This window comes from Bradyrhizobium sp. CB1015 (assembly GCF_025200925.1).
Classification (GTDB): Bacteria; Pseudomonadota; Alphaproteobacteria; order Rhizobiales; family Xanthobacteraceae; genus Bradyrhizobium.
Window position 1 is genome coordinate 6,423,938 of sequence record NZ_CP104174.1, and the last position, 16,171, is coordinate 6,440,108.

Sequence of the window (16,171 nt, forward strand, 5' to 3'; positions counted from 1 at the left end):
TCAGAGCTTCAGCCTGACGTCGCAGATTTCAGGCTCGGCCGGGTCCGGCTTGACCTCGAAGCCGAGCTGCCGGCACATGTCGAGCATCACGGTGTTCTCCTGCAACACGTCGCCCGATATGGTCTTCAAGCCCTCCGACCGCGCGTAGTCGATGATCAGCTGCATGAGGGCCCAGCCGAGCCCCCTGCCCTTGAGGTCGGACCGCAGCAGGATCGCGTATTCGCCGGTCTCGTAGATCGAGTCGGAATGGAGCCGGACCACGCCGACCATTTCGCCGGTGGCCTCCTCGAATGCGATGAAGGCCATCGCGCGCGCATAGTCAAGCTGGGTCAGGCGCGCGATGAACTCGTGGGTGAACTCCTTCATCGGGGCGAAGAAGCGCAGGCGAAGGTCGTGTGCCGTGACGTGACGCAGGAATTCGTGGATGGTCGGCTCGTCCTCGGGGCGCATGGGCCGCACGAAGATGCGCCAGTCGTCCTTGAGCTTGAGGCGGCGCTCCCATTGCGACGGATAGGCGCGAACGGCGAAATTGGCCGGGCCGGAGCCGGCGAACTTCCGCTGCGGCGGCCCGACCGCGACGCGGGCATCCACCGCGGTCACGCCGGTTTCGTCCGCCAGCAGCGGGTTGATGTCGAATTCGCGGATCTCGGGAATGTCGGCCGCCATCTGCGCCAGCTTGACCAGCACCATGGCGACGGCGTCCTGCTTGACCGCCGGCACGTCACGATAGGCCTTCAGCAGCCGCGACACACGCGTGCGGTCGATCAGATCACGGGCCAGTTGCAGGTCGAGCGGCGGCAGCGCCAGCGCCTTGTCGTTGATGATCTCCACCGCCGTGCCGCCGCGGCCGAAAACGACCACCGTGCCGAAGGTTGGATCGTCGGCGAGACCCAGGATCAGCTCGCGCGCCTTCGCCTTGACCACCATGGCCTGGACGATGACGCCGCCGATGCGGGCCTCGGGCCGCAGCTTTCTGGCTCGCGCAAGAATGTCCGAGGCCGACACACGCACGGCCTCCGGCGTCGTCAGATTGAGCACGACGCCGCCGACATCGGATTTGTGGGTGATGTCCCGCGACATGATCTTCAGCACGACGGTCTCGCCTTGCGCGAAGATGTCCGTTGCATAGGTCACTGCCTGTTCGACATCGGCTGCCGCATAGGTCGGCACCATCGCGATATCGTAGGCTTCGAGCAGGTGCTTGATCTCGACAGGCTCGAGCCACTGGCGGCCGTCCGCGATCGCGGCGGTGACGATCTCTCTCGCCCCCCTGGCATCCGGAACGAACGTATCGGGCATCGCGGGAGGCACCTGACTCAGCTCCTCCACCACTTCGCGGTGCCGAACAAGATGCATGAAGCCGCGCACGGCGTCGTCCTCGGTCGGATAGTTCGGCACGCCGGCGCTGGAGAGTGCCTGGATGATGTGCTGATCGGCGCCGACCCAGGCCGCCAGCACGGGCTTCGCCCATCGGCGGTGCTGCTCGCGATACTTAGCCACGAGCTCCGTCACGGTCTTGGCGATCTCGGCGGCCGATGCGATCGCCGTCTGCACGTTGAGGACGAGGACTGCGTCGTTGTCGCGGTCGGCCAGCAGCTCCTCCAGCGCCGCCGCGTAGCGCGGGGCGTCGGCGTCGCCCACGATGTCGACGGGGTTTGCACCCGACCAGGTCGGCGGCAGCGCCGCATCGAGCTTCTGGCTCGCATCAGTCGAGATGGTCGCCGGAATACCTCCGAGCTCGACCAATCGATCGACCGCGAGGACGCCGATGCCGCCACCATTGGTCAGGATGGCGAGACGCTTTCCTGTCGGCGATTCGACGCGGCCGAGTGTCTCGGCGCAATCGAACAGCTCGCGCAGATCGGACACCCGTAGCACACCCGCGCGGCGGAACGCGGCATCATAGACGGCGTCGGCACCGGCGAGCGCCCCGGTATGCGTGGCGGCGGCCTTCGCACCCTGCGCCATGCGGCCGGACTTCACCACCACGACCGGCTTCACGCGCGCGGCCGCGCGCGCCGCCGACATGAACTTGCGCGCGTCCATGATCGCCTCGATGTAGAGCAGGATCGCGCGGGTCTTGTGATCCATCGCGAAATGATCGAGCAGATCGGCAATGTCGACGTCGATCTGATCGCCGATCGAGACGATGCCGGAGAAGCCGACGCCGCGCTGCGCGGCCCAGTCCACCATGCCGGCGGCAATGGCGCCCGATTGCGAGATCAGCGCGAGGTTGCCGGCCCTCGGCATGTGCGCGGCGAAACTGGCATTCAGGCTGACGCCCGGCATCATGATGCCAAGACAGTTCGGCCCGATCAGCCGCATGCCGTGTTTGCGCGCGGCAGCGCTGGTCGCCTCATGCAGCGATCCCGGTCCTTGGCCGAGCCCGGCCGAGACGATCAGCGCACCCGCGGACCCGCGGCGCCCGGCCTGGTCGACGATCCCTGGTATCTCGCCCGCGGGCGCGGTGACGACGACGAGCTCGGGCACGAAGTCCAGCCTGTCCAGGCTCTTCACCGCCGCGATGCCGCCGATCTCGGCATGACGTGGATTGACGAGGCCAAACCGTCCCTTGAATGCCGCCTTGCCAATGTTCTCCAGGACCGCGCGTCCCACGGACGCCGGACGCGCGCTCGCGCCGACGAGCGCGACCGAGCGCGGCGACAGCAGGTTGTTCAGACGATAAGTCGACATGAAAACAAATGCGCCGCCTCGGCGGCGGTTCCGATGATTGAGGATCAGGCTGAAAGAAGAAGCCTAGCGCGAGATCATAACCCAGCACGGTGGCTGGCCAATGACGGTCTTTGTCACACCGCCCCACACGATCTCGTTCAGGCGCGAATGATGATAGGCGCCCATCACGATGGCATGGATGTCATGGGAATTCGCCCAGCTTCCCAGTACTTTGCCGGTCGAGCTGCCGCCCCCCTTCGTGGTTTCGAAGGAGGCAAAGACGCCGTGTTCCCGCAAATAGTCGACGAGTGCCGTTCCGGATTGGACAACCGCCTCAGTCTTGTCCTCAGCCACGGTCAGCACACGAACCGAGGTGGCAGCCTGAAGAATGGGCAACGCATCGCCGACCGCACGCGCGGCCCGCGCAGAATGATCCCAGGCAATCACGACATTCTCGAACTCGGGCCGGAGCTCGTCGGCGCGATGTTCGGGACAGAGCAGGAGCGGCCGTCCGGATTCGAACAACAAGGCTTCGACGATGGCCTCCGTTCGACTGTCGTGCGGCTTCACGGGAACCAGCGCGAGGTCGCTGAAGCGAGCATGCTCGGCCAGGATCGCTCCGATCTGATCCGCGGGCACCTTGCCCGACCGGCTCTGGACGCGGATGTTGGCGCGGGAAGCCGCGTTGGTGAAGGCGTTCAGCAGCTGCTGCGTGTCGCTGGCCTCGAGGCTGGCCTGCGCGGAAGCGCGATCGTCAGGCAGCATCACCTTCGGCCGCTCGAAAACATCTTCCTCGAGCGCGAGCGCGGTGATCCTGGCGCCGAGATCGGCGGCCACAGAAACGCATTTCTCGATCGCAACCAGGGCTGGCCCGCGCGGCTGGCCGACAAGGGGAAGAAACACATCCTTGATGGGCATCGGAATTCTCCTAAGCCACCATAATAGGCCGGCTGTCGTCGAGACCCTTGATCCTCGTCAAGACCAGGGGAAACTCCGTCCGAACACCCGGGAACAGGCGTTGACTGACGTCAAGGACTGGCCACTCGGTCGTTCTATGGATTAACTCAGTCGGAGCGGTTCGCCCCGGAGACAGAGATGCGTGCGATGGTGTTGCCAGCCCCACGAGCGCGGCTCCAGATGGATGAGCGGCCTGACCCGTTGCCGGGCGAGGGTCAGATCCGGGTGAAGATCAGCGCCTGCGGTGTATGCCGGACCGATCTTCATCTCGTCGATGCCGAGCTGCCCGGCATCCGCTATCCGATCGTGCCTGGCCACGAGATCGTCGGCCGGGTCGACCTCATCGGTCCGAATGTGACGACACATGCGCCTGGTGACCGCGTCGGCATTCCCTGGCTCGGCTTCACCTGCGGAAAATGCCGGTTCTGCCGGGAGGGCATGGAGAACCTCTGCGACGCGCCGCTGTTCACCGGCTACACGCGCGACGGCGGCTACGCGACCCACACCATCGCCGACGCACGTTACGCTTTTCCGCTCGGTGAGGCCGGCAGCGACGTGGAGATTGCGCCTCTGCTGTGCGCGGGGTTGATCGGCTGGCGCTCGCTGGTGCTGGCCGGTCCCGCGGAGAGACTCGGCCTCTATGGCTTCGGGGCCGCCGGCCACATCATCGCGCAAGTCGCGGTTTGGCAGGGACGCTCCGTCCATGCATTCACGCGGACAGGCGATGCCGCTGCACAAGACCTTGCACGTCGCCTAGGCGCTGTCTGGGTGGGGCCATCGGACCAGATGCCCGACGAGCCGCTCGACGCCGCGATCATCTACGCACCAGCCGGCGAGCTGGTCCCGGCGGCGTTGCGCGCCGTGCGCAAAGGCGGTCGCGTCGTCTGCGCCGGCATCCACATGAGCGACATTCCAAGCTTTCCGTATGATTTGCTGTGGCAGGAGCGGCAGCTGGTCTCGGTCGCCAACCTGACCCGCCAGGACGGCCTCGATTTTCTCAAGGTCGCGCCGCAAGCCGGAGTGCGCACCGAGACGACGGCGTTTCCGCTCGATCAGGCCAACGAGGTCCTGACCATGCTGCGGAATGGCCAGATTCTCGGCGCGGCCGTGCTGACGCCCTGATGGTGCTTCCCATGTCCGCTTCGATGAAGGATGACACGGCAGCTCAGGAGCGCATCTTTCGGATGCTGACCGACCATCCCGGCGTGGCGCGCATCGACACGCATGCTGCCTCGGTGTTCCTGGACGCAAAGCGCGCGCTGAAGATCAAGCGCGCCGTCCGGTTTCCCTTCCTCGACTATTCGACGCTCGAGAAGCGCAAGGCGGCTTGCGAGGAGGAGATCCGGATCAACCGGCCGCTAGCGCCGCAGATCTATCATGGCGTCGTTGCGATCACGGAAGAGCCGGATGGATCGGTGAAGGTCGACGGCGCCGGCCGGCCGATCGAATATGCGGTCGACATGTCGCGCTTCGACGAAAGCAGGACGCTGGATCGTCTGGCCAAGGCCGGCCCGCTGGACGCGAAGCTTGCCTCGGCCGCCGCCGACGCAATCGCGGCTTCGCACGTGGCGGCGACGCGCGCCGACGGAAAGGCGTGGGTCTCCTCCATCCCGGCCCTGATCGACGGCAACACGAATGGTCTGCGGGCCGGCGGACATTTCAGCGCCGACGAGATCGAGCAACTCGGCAAGGCCTCGCACACGGCCTATCTGCGTATTCGTCCCCTGCTCGCAGAGCGCGGCCGCCGGGGCTTCGTGCGCCGCTGCCATGGCGATCTGCATCTGGCAAACATTGTTCTGATCGATGATCGACCCGTGCTGTTCGATGCGATCGAGTTCGACGCGCAGATGGCGACGGTCGACGTGCTTTACGATCTCGCATTCACGCTGATGGACCTGTTGCAGCACCATCAGCCGAGCGCGGCAAACATGGTGCTGAACCGCTATCTCGCCGCGACCCCGGCCGACAATCTCGACGCGCTCTCGACCCTACCGCTGTTCATGTCGATCCGGGCGGCGATCCGCGCCCAGGTTAGCTTGGCGCGGCTCAAGCGGCCGCATTCCGACGGTCCCGGCATTCTCGACCAGGCGCGACGCTATTTCGAGCTCGCGGGCATGCTGATCCGTCCTCCTGCGCCGCGTCTGATTGCGGTGGGCGGACTGTCCGGCACGGGAAAGACCGCCTTGGCGCACGCGCTCGCGCCGGTCGTGGCACCGGAGCCGGGCGCCGTCGTGCTGCGTAGCGATCTCGTCCGCAAGCAGATGTTCGGGGTCGAAGACACCCACCGCCTGCCGCCTTCCGGCTATACGCCGGAGGTCACGGCCCGCGTCTACGACACGCTGGTCCAGCATGCCCGGCGGGTGCTGGCGCAGGGCCATTCGGCGATCATCGACGGCGTATTCGCTCGCGAGGACGAACGCGACGCGATCGCCGCGCTGGCGCGCGAGCGCAACGTGGCGTTGAACGGGCTGTTCCTGGTCGCGGACCTCGCGACCCGGCGGGCGCGCATCGGCAACCGCCGGGGAGACGCATCGGACGCCACGCCGGAGGTTGCCGCGCTGCAAGAGCACTATAATATCGGCCATGTCGGCTGGGCGACCATCGATGCATCCGGGACACAGGAGCAGACGCTTCAGAACTGCCGGAACGTCATCGCTGAGGGGCAAACAAGGCAATCAGACTGATGCGGGCAAGGAAGACGCGACCCACCACGCGCTCGACGGCGACCACGCATGCCAAGCCGGCGACGCGGCGCAACGCGCTGCCCGCCCGCCTCAGCCCCGGCATGGCCTGCGACACGGCCTTCCGGATCATCGCCCGCCGTCACCTCGACGCGGTGATGGCCCAGCACGACGGCACCTGCCGCGGCGATCCCGATGCGCTGCACCAGATCCGGATCGCACTGACGCATCTGCGGACTGCCATCCGCTTCTTCTCGCCGATGGTCGACGATGCGCTGCGGCCGGATGTCTGGGCCGAACTGAAATGGCTGAACGGTCAGCTCGGCATGGTGCGGGACCTCGACGTGGCAATCGAGCGGATCGTCGCAGAAAGTGGCGCCGAGCTCGCCGTGGTGGCCGAGCTTCAGCGCTGGGACGAGAAGCGCGCGGAGAGTCACCGGCTGCTGGCGCGCGCGCTGCAATCGGCGCGGTGTCGCCGCCTGGTCGAGCAAACCTCAACGTGGATCGAAAGCGGCCCCTGGTCGACCCGCCGCAGCAAGGAAGCCATCCGGCTGCGCCGCCGCACCCTCGCCGACCATGCGACGGAGCGGCTGACCGAGTGGGAGACAACGCTGCTCAAGAAGGCCCGGAAGCTCAAGAGGCTCGATGTCGAGAAACGTCACAAGCTGCGGCTCCTTAACAAGCGGATGACCTATTCGGTCGAGTCGCTTGCGGATCTGTTCGACGATGGCGCGGCGGGGAAACAGAAGTCCATCCTCAAGCAATTGCGCAAGGCACAACGGTCGCTCGGGCAATTGAACGACGACGCTCGGGGACAGGCGTTGGCGACGTCATTGAATGGCGCCGGCCTCGTAGCCAGTAATCGATTCCTCGATCGCAAGCGGGAAAAGAAGCTGTTGCGGAAGGCCTCGGCGGCCTACCGCAAATTGGACAAGGCCAAACCGTTCCGCTCCTCGGATCTCGCGCCGGGTTCGGAGTCGGAGGCTTAGGTGTGGACGTAGTCCCCCGGCGCATCGGGCAGGCCAAGGGCGCCGCCAAGTCCGATCCGCGGGGGATCGCAGGGCGCACCGGAGCGCGCTGCCAGCCAATTGGTCCATTCCGGCCACCACGAGCCCTCGACGCGCGGAGCCAGCTTCAGCCATTCGTCCGCACCGACATAGGGCGCGTCAGCAGCCTTGGTCAGGACCTGATAGAAGTGGCCCTCCTCCTGCGGAGGCGCGACGACGCCGGCATTGTGACCGCCGCTGGTCAACAGGAACGTCACGTCGGCATCGACCTGATAGTGGATCTTGTAGACGGATCGCCATGGCGCCACGTGATCGGCGAGCGTGCCGACCACGAACATCGGGGTGTGAATGTCCGATAGCGAGACACTCCTGCATTCGACCCGATAGCGACCTTCCGCCAGATCGTTGTTCAGGAATAGCTTGCGCAGATACTCCGAGTGCATGCGAAAAGGCAGCCGCGTGGCGTCGGCATTCCAGGCCATCAGGTCGTTCGGTGGCGAGCCGTCGCCCATCAGATAGTCACGCGAGAGCCGCGACCAGATCAGCTCGTTGGAGCGCAGCAGCTGGAACGCGCCCGCCATCTGTGTCGTATCGAGGTAGCCGCGCTGCCACATCATGTCTTCGAGGAAGGCAACCTGGCTCTCGTTGATGAACAGCGTCAATTCGCCGGCTTCGGTGAAATCGGTTTGTGCGGCGAGAAGCGTGACGGTGCCGAAACGGTTGTCGCCGTCCCGCCCCATGGCCGCCGCGGCGATCGACAGCAACGTCCCGCCAAGACAATAGCCGAGCGCATGGATCTTCCGACCCGGCACGATCTGGCCGATCATGTCCAGTGCCGCCATCACGCCCAGCTTGCGGTAGTCGTCGAAGGCAACATCCCGATCGTTCGCGTCCGGATTGCGCCAGGAGATCGCGAAGACGGTGAAGCCCTGAGCGGTCAGGTATTTGACCAGGGAATTCTGCGGCGACAGATCGAGGATGTAGTACTTCATGATCCAGGCCGGCACGATCAGAATCGGCTCCGGCCGCACCTGCGCAGTCGTCGGATGGTACTGAATCAGCTCGATCAGGCTGTTGCGGTAGACCACCTTGCCGGGCGAAGCCGCCACCGTCTTGCCGACGACGAACTGATCCTCGCCCGCCGGCTTCGAGCCGGAGAGCAGGCGCATCAGGTCGCTGCACCAGTTTTGCCAGCCGAAGACGAAATTCTCGCCGCCGCTCTGGAACGCTTTTTCCAGCACCTGCGGATTGGTGGCCGCGAAGTTCGAGGGCGCCAGCATGTCGAGCATCTGGCGCATCGAGAACTCGACGATGGCTTCATTTGCGTGGGACACGCCGCGTATGCCGGTCGTGGCATCGTGCCACCAACGTTCGGTGAGCAGAAACGCCTGCGCAAGCAGATTGAACGGCGCGGCTTCCCATTGCCGGTCCTTGAAGCGGCGATCCCGCTCCTGCGGCCGAATGACGGACCACGGCTCCCGCGATGTCGAGTGCGCGGCAGCTTCCAGGAAGCGGCCGGAATCGCGGAAGATGCTGCGGGAGAGCTCCATCTGGTGCTGAGGCGCCGCCGCAAGATGCGCACCCCAATCGAGCCAGGCGAGCGACAAGGCCACAGGCGAGATTCCGCCCGTGAACCGTGCCAGCATGGCGTGAAACGCGCGATCGAGCGGATAAGAATCCGCTGCTTGCGGGCAAGTGCAGTCGGCCGGCGTCCCTGCGACCCTTCCGGCAATCTCGGCAGCGAGCCCGGCGGCGGGAGCTTGCAGCGGCGCTTCGGCCCGTTGAAAAATCTTCACGACGCTCATGGCTGATTGTTCCCGCGGGCTTCTGTTCTACGCCCGCGGCAGGATATGGCGGCGCCTCCGCCGCGCGTTGAGCTGCATCAAATCGCTGCGCGGATCACAATCGGTCAATCAGGGCGAGCTTTGTCCGCTTGACCTGGGTCAAACCACACCCCGGGGGATCGACTAGGTTTGCGCATTGAAGTTGACATGCCAGCGGAGTTGTCCATGCGCGCCCACCAGATCATGACCCGGTCGGTCATCTCGGTCACCCCCGACACCAGCATCGTCGAGGCGGCCAACATCATGCTGAAGCGACATGTCAGCGGCCTCACCGTGGTCGACGATACCGGCAAGCTGATCGGCGTGGTGTCGGAGGGAGATTTCATCCGCCGCAGCGAAATCGGCACCGGGCGCAAGCGCGGGCGATGGCTGCGGTTCATCCTGGGTCCGGGCAAATCCGCCAGCGACTTCGTCCACGAGCACGGACGCAAGGTCTCGGAAGTCATGACCGACTCGCCCGTGACCATCACCGAGGATACCGCGCTCGCAGAGATCGTCGATCTCATGGAGCGGAACAACGTCAAGCGGCTGCCCGTCGTGCGTGGCGACAAGGTCGTCGGGATCGTATCCCGCGCCAACCTGTTGCAGGCGGTGGCGGGGCTCGCCCGCGACGTGCCGGACCCGACGGCCGATGACGACCACATTCGCAGCCGCATCATCGAGACCATGGAGAGGAACGACTGGTGCCCGTTCGGGCTGAACGTCATCGTGCGCGACGGTATCGTTCATCTCAGCGGCGTCATCACCGAAGAGCGCGCACGGCAGGCCGCGGTCGTCGCCGCGGAGAACGTCGAGGGCGTGAAGAAGGTGCACGATCATCTGTGCTGGGTCGACGCCGTGTCCGGTGTCTATCTCAACTCGCCCGAAGACGACGAGCTCGCCAAAGCGAGCTAACCAAGGCGAGCCGATCGCGGCAGGGTTCAGCTCGGAATGACGGCGGTGGCTTCGATCTCGACGCGCGCCGCCTTCTCGACGAGGCGGACGACCTGAACCAGGGCCATCGCAGGATAGTGCGCTCCGAAGACGTCGCGGTAGACCTTGCCGAGCTCCTTCAGATTGGCCAGGTACTCGTCCATGTCGACGACGTACCAGGTCAGCCGCACGAGGTGCTCGGGCCGGGCACCGGCCTCGGCCAGGATCGCGGCGATGTTGTCGAGAGTCTGGCGCACCTGCGCGACGAAGCCGTCCGCGAGACGCTCCTCGGCGTCCCAGCCGATCACCCCGCCGGTGACGACGATGCGTCCCTCGGCAGCGATGCCGTTGGCATAGCCCTTCGGCAGCGGCCAGCCCGACGGCTGCAGGATCTGCGCCTTGATGCGCGTTCCATCCTCGGCTGCGGTCGGCAGCACCGCCAGTTGCGGGCTTTTCGGCGTCGTCACTGACAATTCTCTATCCTTCTCTCATTCCGCGGCGACGCCTGAGGACGTCACTGCAGCCTGCGCCAGCTGCCGCAGGGCAAAGCGCTTCAGCTTGCCGGTTTCGGTCTTCGGCAATTGCGCGACGAACTCGATGGCCCGCGGATATTTGTACGGCGCGATCTCGCGTTTGACATGCTCCTGCAACTCGGCCACCAGCTGAGCGTCAGGCGTCACGCCGGGCGCGGCAATGACGTAAGCCTTCACGATCATGCCGCGCGCTTCGTCAGGCGCACCGACCACACCGCACTCGGCAACCGCCGGATGCGTGAGCAGCGCCGCTTCGACATCAGTTCCTGCGATGTTGTAGCCGGCTGACACGATCATGTCGTCCGAGCGCGACTGGTACCAGAAATAGCCGTCGCTATCCATCAAATAGGTGTCGCCGGTGATGTTCCAGCCGTTCTGGACGTATTTCCGCTGCCGCTCGTCGGCCAGATAGCGGCAGCCGGTCGGCCCGCGCACGGCGAGACGGCCCATCGTTCCGGGCGGCACGTCGCGGCCCTCATCATCGACGATCTTGGCCTCATAGCCCGGCACGGGCTTGCCGGTTGCGCCGGGGCGGATCTCGTCCTCGGTCGCGCTGATGAAGATGTGCAGCATCTCGGTCGAGCCGATGCCGTCCATCAGCTTGATGCCGGTCGCCTTGAGCCAGGCATCGAATGTCGGCTTGGGAAGGGTCTCGCCCGCGGAGACGCATTTGCGGAGCGAAGAAATATCGCGGCCTGTGAGCTTGCCGAGCATGGCGCGGTATGCGGTCGGCGCCGTGAAGCAGACCGTGGTCTTGTACTGCTCGATCGCATTCAGAATGTCGTCCGGCGTCGTCTTCTCCAGCACGACGAAGGAGGCGCCGATATGCATCGGAAACAGCACGCCGCCGAAGCCGAAGGTGAAGGCGAGCGGCGCTGAGCCGATAAAGCGATCGTTTTGCTCGGCCCGCAGAATGTTGCGCGCGTATCCATCGCAGACCGCGAGCATGTCGCGATGAAAATGCATGGTGCCCTTGGGATCACCGGTCGTGCCCGAGGTGAAGGCGATCAGGCAGATGTCGTCGGCCGTGGTGTCGACCGCTTTGAACTGCGGATTGGCATCGGCGATCAGCGCTTCGAGCGAATCCGCCGCGCCATTGCCCCAATAGACGACCCGCTCGAGACCGGGCGCCGTAGCTTTCGCCTTCTCCATCTCCTCGGCGAGCTTTCCGTCGCACAGCGCCAGCGTGATCTCCGCCTTCTGGATCGGATAGGACAGCTCCTTGGCGCGCAGCAGCGGCATCGTCGCCACGCAAATTCCGCCGGCCTTGATCACCGCGAGATAGGCCGCAACCATCATCGGATTGTTGGCCGAGCGCAGCAGCACGCGCCCGCCGGTGACGAGACCGAGCTTGCCAACCAGCACATTGGCGATGCGGTTCACCAGCGCCTGCAGCTCGCGATAGGTGTAGCTGACGGCTGGGCTGATGACGCAAGGGGCATCGCCCCGGCCCTGCTCGACCCAGCGATCGAGGAAATAGCTGACGCAGTTCAGTCGCGGTGGATAGTGCAGCTCCGGCCGCGTGAAGATGAATTCGGGCCAGAGCTCGCGCGGCGGCAGATGTTGCCGCGCGAACGTATCGACATGGGCCGTCGCGGCGCTGCCGTCAGACGAGCCCGTTACTTGAATCTTGGCGGCGTTGGCCATCGCACGCTCCTTTCAGCATGGATTGCACCCGGCAGCACGATCTGGAAAACATTTTAGGCTTAAAACAATTTGGCGCAATAGGGGATTTTGGGCAACCCGTGCTTTTTCCTGCGGCAAAAGGGCGGCGGGCTGTCGCGCCCGCGTGGCTACGGCCGGCGGCGGGCGGCCGACTTCTGCGCGGACGCCTTGGTCTTGGCGAGGAGGCGCATCAATTCCCGCACGTCCTTCGGCGAGAGGTCGGCGAAGAGATCGGCGATCCAGGTCTCGTGCTCGGCGGCCATCCTGCGGAACTCGGCACGCCCGAGCTTGGTCAGCCGGATCACCTGGACGCGGCGGTCGGCCTCCGAGGTCCGCCGATCGAGATGGCCCGATTCCACCAGGCGCTCCACGAGGCCGGTCACATTGCCGTTCGACACCATCATGCGTTTGGAGACATCGGACAGGGTCATGCCGTCAGGCGCCTTGTCGAGCTGTGCCATTAGATCGAAACGCGGCAGCGTGACGTCGAACCGCTGCCGCAGCCGGCCGCGCACCTCGCCCTCAATCAGCGTCGTGCAGGTCAAGAGCCGCAGCCACAGCCGAAGCTCTTCGGCATGGTCCTCCGGTGTTTCGACGGCCTTGGTCTCGGAATCGAGCATGTCGATGCAGTCACTCACGGCCGGCATTGGCGCCGGCACGGATTCCCCAACGTTTTGAGCTTCAAATAAATCCGGGCCGGCTGCAAGTCCAAAGCTGCAACAATCGACCGCACACCGATTTCTTTAGGCTTCAAATAATTGGCGCGCCGCTTGCATGCACCGCTGCCCGCAGGATGCGACGCCTGGCGCTCAGCTTGCCGCGGCGGCCGTCATCGGCATAAGCTTTGGATTGGAATACGTGGCTTGCAGCGCAAGCCAATCGTCACGAGGGACAGATGATGAAGATGCAAATGACCTTGGCCGCAGCCGCGATGCTGCTGGGCACCGTGGCCACCCCTGCCCTCGCCCAGGAAAAAATCAAGCTGGGTGTGATCGTGACCCTGTCGGGACCCGCCGCCGCGCTGGGGCAGCAGGTTCGCGACGGCTTCGCGCTCGCCGTGAAGGATCTCGGCAGCAAGATGGGCGGCCGCGACGTCGAGGTCGTCGTTGTCGACGATGAGCTGAAGCCGGATGCTGCGGTGACCAAGGTGAAGGGCCTCCTGGAGCGTGAGAAGGTCGACTTCGTGGTCGGTCCGATCTTCTCCAACATTCTCCAGGCCATCCACCGGCCCATCACGGAATCGAAAACCTTCCTGATCAGCCCCAATGCCGGGCCGTCGACATTCGCCGGCAAGGACTGCAACCCGTTCTTCTATGTGACGTCCTATCAGAACGATCAGGTGCACGAGATCCTCGGCAAGGTCGCGCAGGATCGCGGCTACAAGCGCATGTACCTGATGGTGCCGAACTATCAGGCCGGCAAGGATTCGGTGGCGGGCTTCAAGCTCGACTACAAGGGCGAAATCGTCGAGGAATCCTACATGCCGCTGAACACGCTGGATTTCCAGCCGGAGCTCTCCAAGATTTCCTCACAGAAGCCCGATGCGCTGTTCACGTTCATGCCGGGCGGCCTCGGCGTCAATCTCGTCAAGCAGTACCGGCAGGCCGGGCTCGCCGACACCATTCCAGTGCTCTCGGCCTTCACCGTCGATGAATCGACCCTGCCGGCGCAGCAGGATGCGGCTGTCGGCATGTTCGGCGGCGCGAACTGGGCACCCAATCTCGACAATCCCCAGAACAAGAAGTTCGTTACCACCTACGAGGCCGCCTACAATAGCGTTCCCGGCACCTACGCCTCCCAGGCCTATGATGCCGCGATGCTGATCGACAGCGCCGTCAAAGCCGTGAAGGGCGACCTTTCCAACAAGGACGCCGTTGGCGCCGCCTTAAAGAAGGCCGACTTCACCTCGCTGCGCGGGGCCTTCAAGTTCAACAACAACAATTATCCGATCCAGGATTTCTACCTGACCAAGGTCGCCAAGCGTCCGGACGGCAAGTTCCAGACGGAGATCGTGCAGAAGGTCTTCGAGAATTACGGCGATCGCTATGCCAAGGACTGCAAGGCGGCGAACTGAGCATGATCCGGACCCGAAGGGCCGCGGTAGCGCAATGTGCGCAGCGGTTTTCCCGAAAATGATCATGCTCTAACAATAGCCGCGCAGCGCGTTACGGGAGGACTGCAATGAAGAGCGAAATCACTGGCATCACACGGGCCAATGAGGGAATCCAGGGCATTTCCTGGAATATCCTCGGCCAGACCTACGTGCCGAAGAGCTATGCCGAGAACAGCTTCTCCTGGCACGCGACGCTGCCGCCGGGCACCTTCGTGCCGCCGCACATCCATCCCGACCAGGATGAATATCTCTACATGCTGGAGGGCAGGCTCGATTTCGTGCTGGGCAATTCGGAGGCGCAGGCAAGTGCGGGCGACCTGATCCGCCTCGGCATGGGCGTGCCGCACGGCATCTTCAACAAGTCGGAGCAGACCGCGAAGGTGCTGTTCTGGGTCTCGCCGAGCCGCAAGCTGTTCGACCTGTTCTGGGGCCTTCACAACATGAAGGAGCAGAAGCCGGAGGACGTCGTGGCCATGGCCGCCGAGTTCAACATCCATTTCCTGCCGCCGCCTCCCGGCGGCTAGCAGCCTGTCTTAAGCGCGCACCGCCGCGAGTCCCGGCACCGCGGCGAAGCCCGCCTTGGTGGCATACCCGCGCACGATGGCTTCGCGCTGGGAATAGCTCAGGACGTTGTCGACATTGTCGAAACCGTCGGGCGCGAGCTGCTCGACGGCGTCGATGACGCCCTCGGGGCCGCCACGCCGGTTGGAGCGGACGATCTCGGCCGTCATCGGCAGACGCTTCTTCTCGTACTCAAGCAAGGCCTGACGCGGATGTTCGGCGCGCACCAGCGCATCCGCAAGGCAGCGCGCGTCGAGAATAGCCTGCGAGGCGCCGTTCGACCCCACCGGATACATGGGATGCGCGGCATCGCCGAGCAGCGTGACCCGGCCTGACGACCAATAGGGCAAGGGATCGCGATCGCAGGTCGGATATTCGTAGAATTCGGGCGTTGCCGAGATCAGGCTCTTCACGTCGATATAGGGCACCGAGAAGCGCGCCACGTGCGGCATCAGCTCTTCACGGCGGCCCGGCCGCGACCAGTCTTCCTTCCGCGGCGGCGGCGCGTTGCCCTCGCCCACTTTGACCAGCACCGCCCAATTGGTGAGGCGACTGGCCGGGCTCGATCCTTCCGCAATCGGATAGATCACCACCTTGGCATTGAGACCGCCGGCCACGATCATGGATTTGCCGGTCAGGAACAGCGGCCAGTCGCGGGCGCCGCGCCACAGCATCAGCCCATTCCAGCACGGCGGCCCTTCGTTCGGAAACAGCGTCTCGCGGACGCGCGAGTGAATGCCGTCGGCGCCGATCAGGATATCGCCGCGCGCGGTGTGCACATGGGCACCGGATCGATCGAAGAAATAAGCGGTGACGCCGCCCTCGTCCTGGGTGAAGGCGCCGAGCCGGCAGCCGGTGTGAATCGCCTCGCGGCCCAACCGCTCCTCGACCGCGCGATGAATGACGCCCTGAAGGCGGCCACGGTGGATCGAGAATTGCGGCACGTCATGGCCGGCGTCGATGCCGCGGGCTTCGCGCCAGACCTCCTGGCCGTGGCGATTAAGATAGTAGAGCTGGTCGGTGCGGATCGCGACGTCGTCAAGCTTCTGGAGCAGGCCGAGGCCGGCCAGCTCCCGCATGGCATGCGGCAGTGTGTTGATGCCGACGCCGAGCTCGCGAATGGTGTCGGCCTGCTCGTAGATCTCGCAATCCAGGCCGCGCGAGCGGAACATCAATGCCGTGGTGAGACCACCGATACCGCCACCGACGATAATCGCCTTCATCG

Annotated in this window: 13 protein-coding genes; 6 read left to right on the forward strand and 7 right to left on the reverse strand. The window is 64.9% G+C overall.

Annotated elements, in window-relative coordinates; translation table 11 throughout:
* Both N2604_RS30135 and N2604_RS30140 read right to left on the reverse strand, forming a co-directional pair.
* The gene (locus N2604_RS30135; protein WP_260371671.1) at window positions 1-2,694 is read right to left on the reverse strand and encodes a bifunctional acetate--CoA ligase family protein/GNAT family N-acetyltransferase; all 2,694 of its coding nucleotides are present in this window, start codon (window positions 2,692-2,694) and stop codon (window positions 1-3) included.
* A 63-nt stretch (window positions 2,695-2,757) separates the two neighbouring features.
* Entirely contained in the window at window positions 2,758-3,591 is an 834-nt protein-coding gene (locus N2604_RS30140; RefSeq protein ID WP_260371672.1) for a universal stress protein, read from the reverse strand.
* 177 nt (window positions 3,592-3,768) lie between these two features.
* Here N2604_RS30140 and N2604_RS30145 point away from each other — a divergent pair, with 177 nt between their 5' ends.
* From N2604_RS30145 to N2604_RS30155, 3 genes are read left to right on the forward strand one after another with little or no spacing between them, the layout of a single operon-like run.
* Window positions 3,769-4,752 (forward strand): zinc-dependent alcohol dehydrogenase family protein, encoded by a 984-nt coding sequence (locus N2604_RS30145; RefSeq protein WP_260371673.1) that lies wholly within the window; start codon window positions 3,769-3,771, stop codon window positions 4,750-4,752.
* A 23-nt stretch (window positions 4,753-4,775) separates the two neighbouring features.
* Window positions 4,776-6,314, forward strand: coding sequence for a bifunctional aminoglycoside phosphotransferase/ATP-binding protein (locus N2604_RS30150; RefSeq protein WP_260376330.1), 1,539 nt, complete (start codon window positions 4,776-4,778; stop codon window positions 6,312-6,314).
* A complete protein-coding gene (locus N2604_RS30155; RefSeq protein WP_260371674.1) occupies window positions 6,314-7,300 on the forward strand; it encodes a CHAD domain-containing protein in 987 nt (328 codons plus the stop codon). The genes N2604_RS30150 and N2604_RS30155 overlap by 1 nt, the downstream gene beginning before the upstream one ends.
* On the opposite strand, the gene N2604_RS30160 is transcribed toward N2604_RS30155, so the two are convergent.
* Window positions 7,297-9,123: an alpha/beta hydrolase gene (locus N2604_RS30160; protein WP_260371675.1), complete on the reverse strand. Its 1,827-nt coding sequence runs from the start codon at window positions 9,121-9,123 to the stop codon at window positions 7,297-7,299. The two genes, N2604_RS30155 and N2604_RS30160, sit on opposite strands and share 4 nt — an antisense overlap.
* 204 nt (window positions 9,124-9,327) lie before the next feature.
* Between N2604_RS30160 and N2604_RS30165 the strand changes: the two genes are divergently transcribed.
* Window positions 9,328-10,056, forward strand: a complete 729-nt coding sequence (locus N2604_RS30165) for a CBS domain-containing protein (RefSeq protein WP_260371676.1) — start codon at window positions 9,328-9,330, stop codon at window positions 10,054-10,056.
* Between the two features lie 26 nt (window positions 10,057-10,082).
* Here N2604_RS30165 and N2604_RS30170 read toward each other — a convergent pair whose 3' ends face one another.
* From N2604_RS30170 to N2604_RS30180, 3 genes are all read right to left on the reverse strand, one after another.
* Window positions 10,083-10,541, reverse strand: a complete 459-nt coding sequence (locus N2604_RS30170) for a RidA family protein (RefSeq protein WP_373569536.1) — start codon at window positions 10,539-10,541, stop codon at window positions 10,083-10,085.
* A 21-nt stretch (window positions 10,542-10,562) separates the two neighbouring features.
* On the reverse strand, window positions 10,563-12,254 hold the full coding sequence (locus N2604_RS30175) for a benzoate-CoA ligase family protein (protein ID WP_260371677.1): 1,692 nt from the start codon (window positions 12,252-12,254) through the stop codon (window positions 10,563-10,565).
* A gap of 146 nt (window positions 12,255-12,400) precedes the next feature.
* Window positions 12,401-12,919 (reverse strand): MarR family winged helix-turn-helix transcriptional regulator, encoded by a 519-nt coding sequence (locus N2604_RS30180; RefSeq protein WP_260371678.1) that lies wholly within the window; start codon window positions 12,917-12,919, stop codon window positions 12,401-12,403.
* Window positions 12,920-13,170: 251 nt separating this feature from the next.
* Between N2604_RS30180 and N2604_RS30185 the strand changes: the two genes are divergently transcribed.
* Window positions 13,171-14,346: an ABC transporter substrate-binding protein gene (locus N2604_RS30185; protein ID WP_260376331.1), complete on the forward strand. Its 1,176-nt coding sequence runs from the start codon at window positions 13,171-13,173 to the stop codon at window positions 14,344-14,346.
* Between the two features lie 107 nt (window positions 14,347-14,453).
* On the forward strand, window positions 14,454-14,909 hold the full coding sequence (locus tag N2604_RS30190) for a cupin domain-containing protein (RefSeq protein ID WP_260371679.1): 456 nt from the start codon (window positions 14,454-14,456) through the stop codon (window positions 14,907-14,909).
* Window positions 14,910-14,918: 9 nt separating this feature from the next.
* Here N2604_RS30190 and N2604_RS30195 read toward each other — a convergent pair whose 3' ends face one another.
* Window positions 14,919-16,169: a flavin-dependent oxidoreductase gene (locus N2604_RS30195; protein WP_260371680.1), complete on the reverse strand. Its 1,251-nt coding sequence runs from the start codon at window positions 16,167-16,169 to the stop codon at window positions 14,919-14,921.
* Window positions 16,170-16,171: the final 2 nt, after the last annotated feature.

Bases quoted from the DNA above. Each gene is read 5' to 3' on its own strand.
- N2604_RS30135 (WP_260371671.1), bottom strand. From the start codon at position 2,694: ATGTCGACTTATCGTCTGAACAACCTGCTGTCGCCGCGCTCGGTCGCG.
- N2604_RS30140 (WP_260371672.1), bottom strand. From the start codon at position 3,591: ATGCCCATCAAGGATGTGTTTCTTCCCCTTGTCGGCCAGCCGCGCGGG.
- N2604_RS30145 (WP_260371673.1), top strand. From the start codon at position 3,769: ATGCGTGCGATGGTGTTGCCAGCCCCACGAGCGCGGCTCCAGATGGAT.
- N2604_RS30150 (WP_260376330.1), top strand. From the start codon at position 4,776: ATGAAGGATGACACGGCAGCTCAGGAGCGCATCTTTCGGATGCTGACC.
- N2604_RS30155 (WP_260371674.1), top strand. From the start codon at position 6,314: ATGCGGGCAAGGAAGACGCGACCCACCACGCGCTCGACGGCGACCACG.
- N2604_RS30160 (WP_260371675.1), bottom strand. From the start codon at position 9,123: ATGAGCGTCGTGAAGATTTTTCAACGGGCCGAAGCGCCGCTGCAAGCT.
- N2604_RS30165 (WP_260371676.1), top strand. From the start codon at position 9,328: ATGCGCGCCCACCAGATCATGACCCGGTCGGTCATCTCGGTCACCCCC.
- N2604_RS30175 (WP_260371677.1), bottom strand. From the start codon at position 12,254: ATGGCCAACGCCGCCAAGATTCAAGTAACGGGCTCGTCTGACGGCAGC.
- N2604_RS30180 (WP_260371678.1), bottom strand. From the start codon at position 12,919: ATGCCGGCCGTGAGTGACTGCATCGACATGCTCGATTCCGAGACCAAG.
- N2604_RS30185 (WP_260376331.1), top strand. From the start codon at position 13,171: ATGAAGATGCAAATGACCTTGGCCGCAGCCGCGATGCTGCTGGGCACC.
- N2604_RS30190 (WP_260371679.1), top strand. From the start codon at position 14,454: ATGAAGAGCGAAATCACTGGCATCACACGGGCCAATGAGGGAATCCAG.
- N2604_RS30195 (WP_260371680.1), bottom strand. From the start codon at position 16,169: ATGAAGGCGATTATCGTCGGTGGCGGTATCGGTGGTCTCACCACGGCA.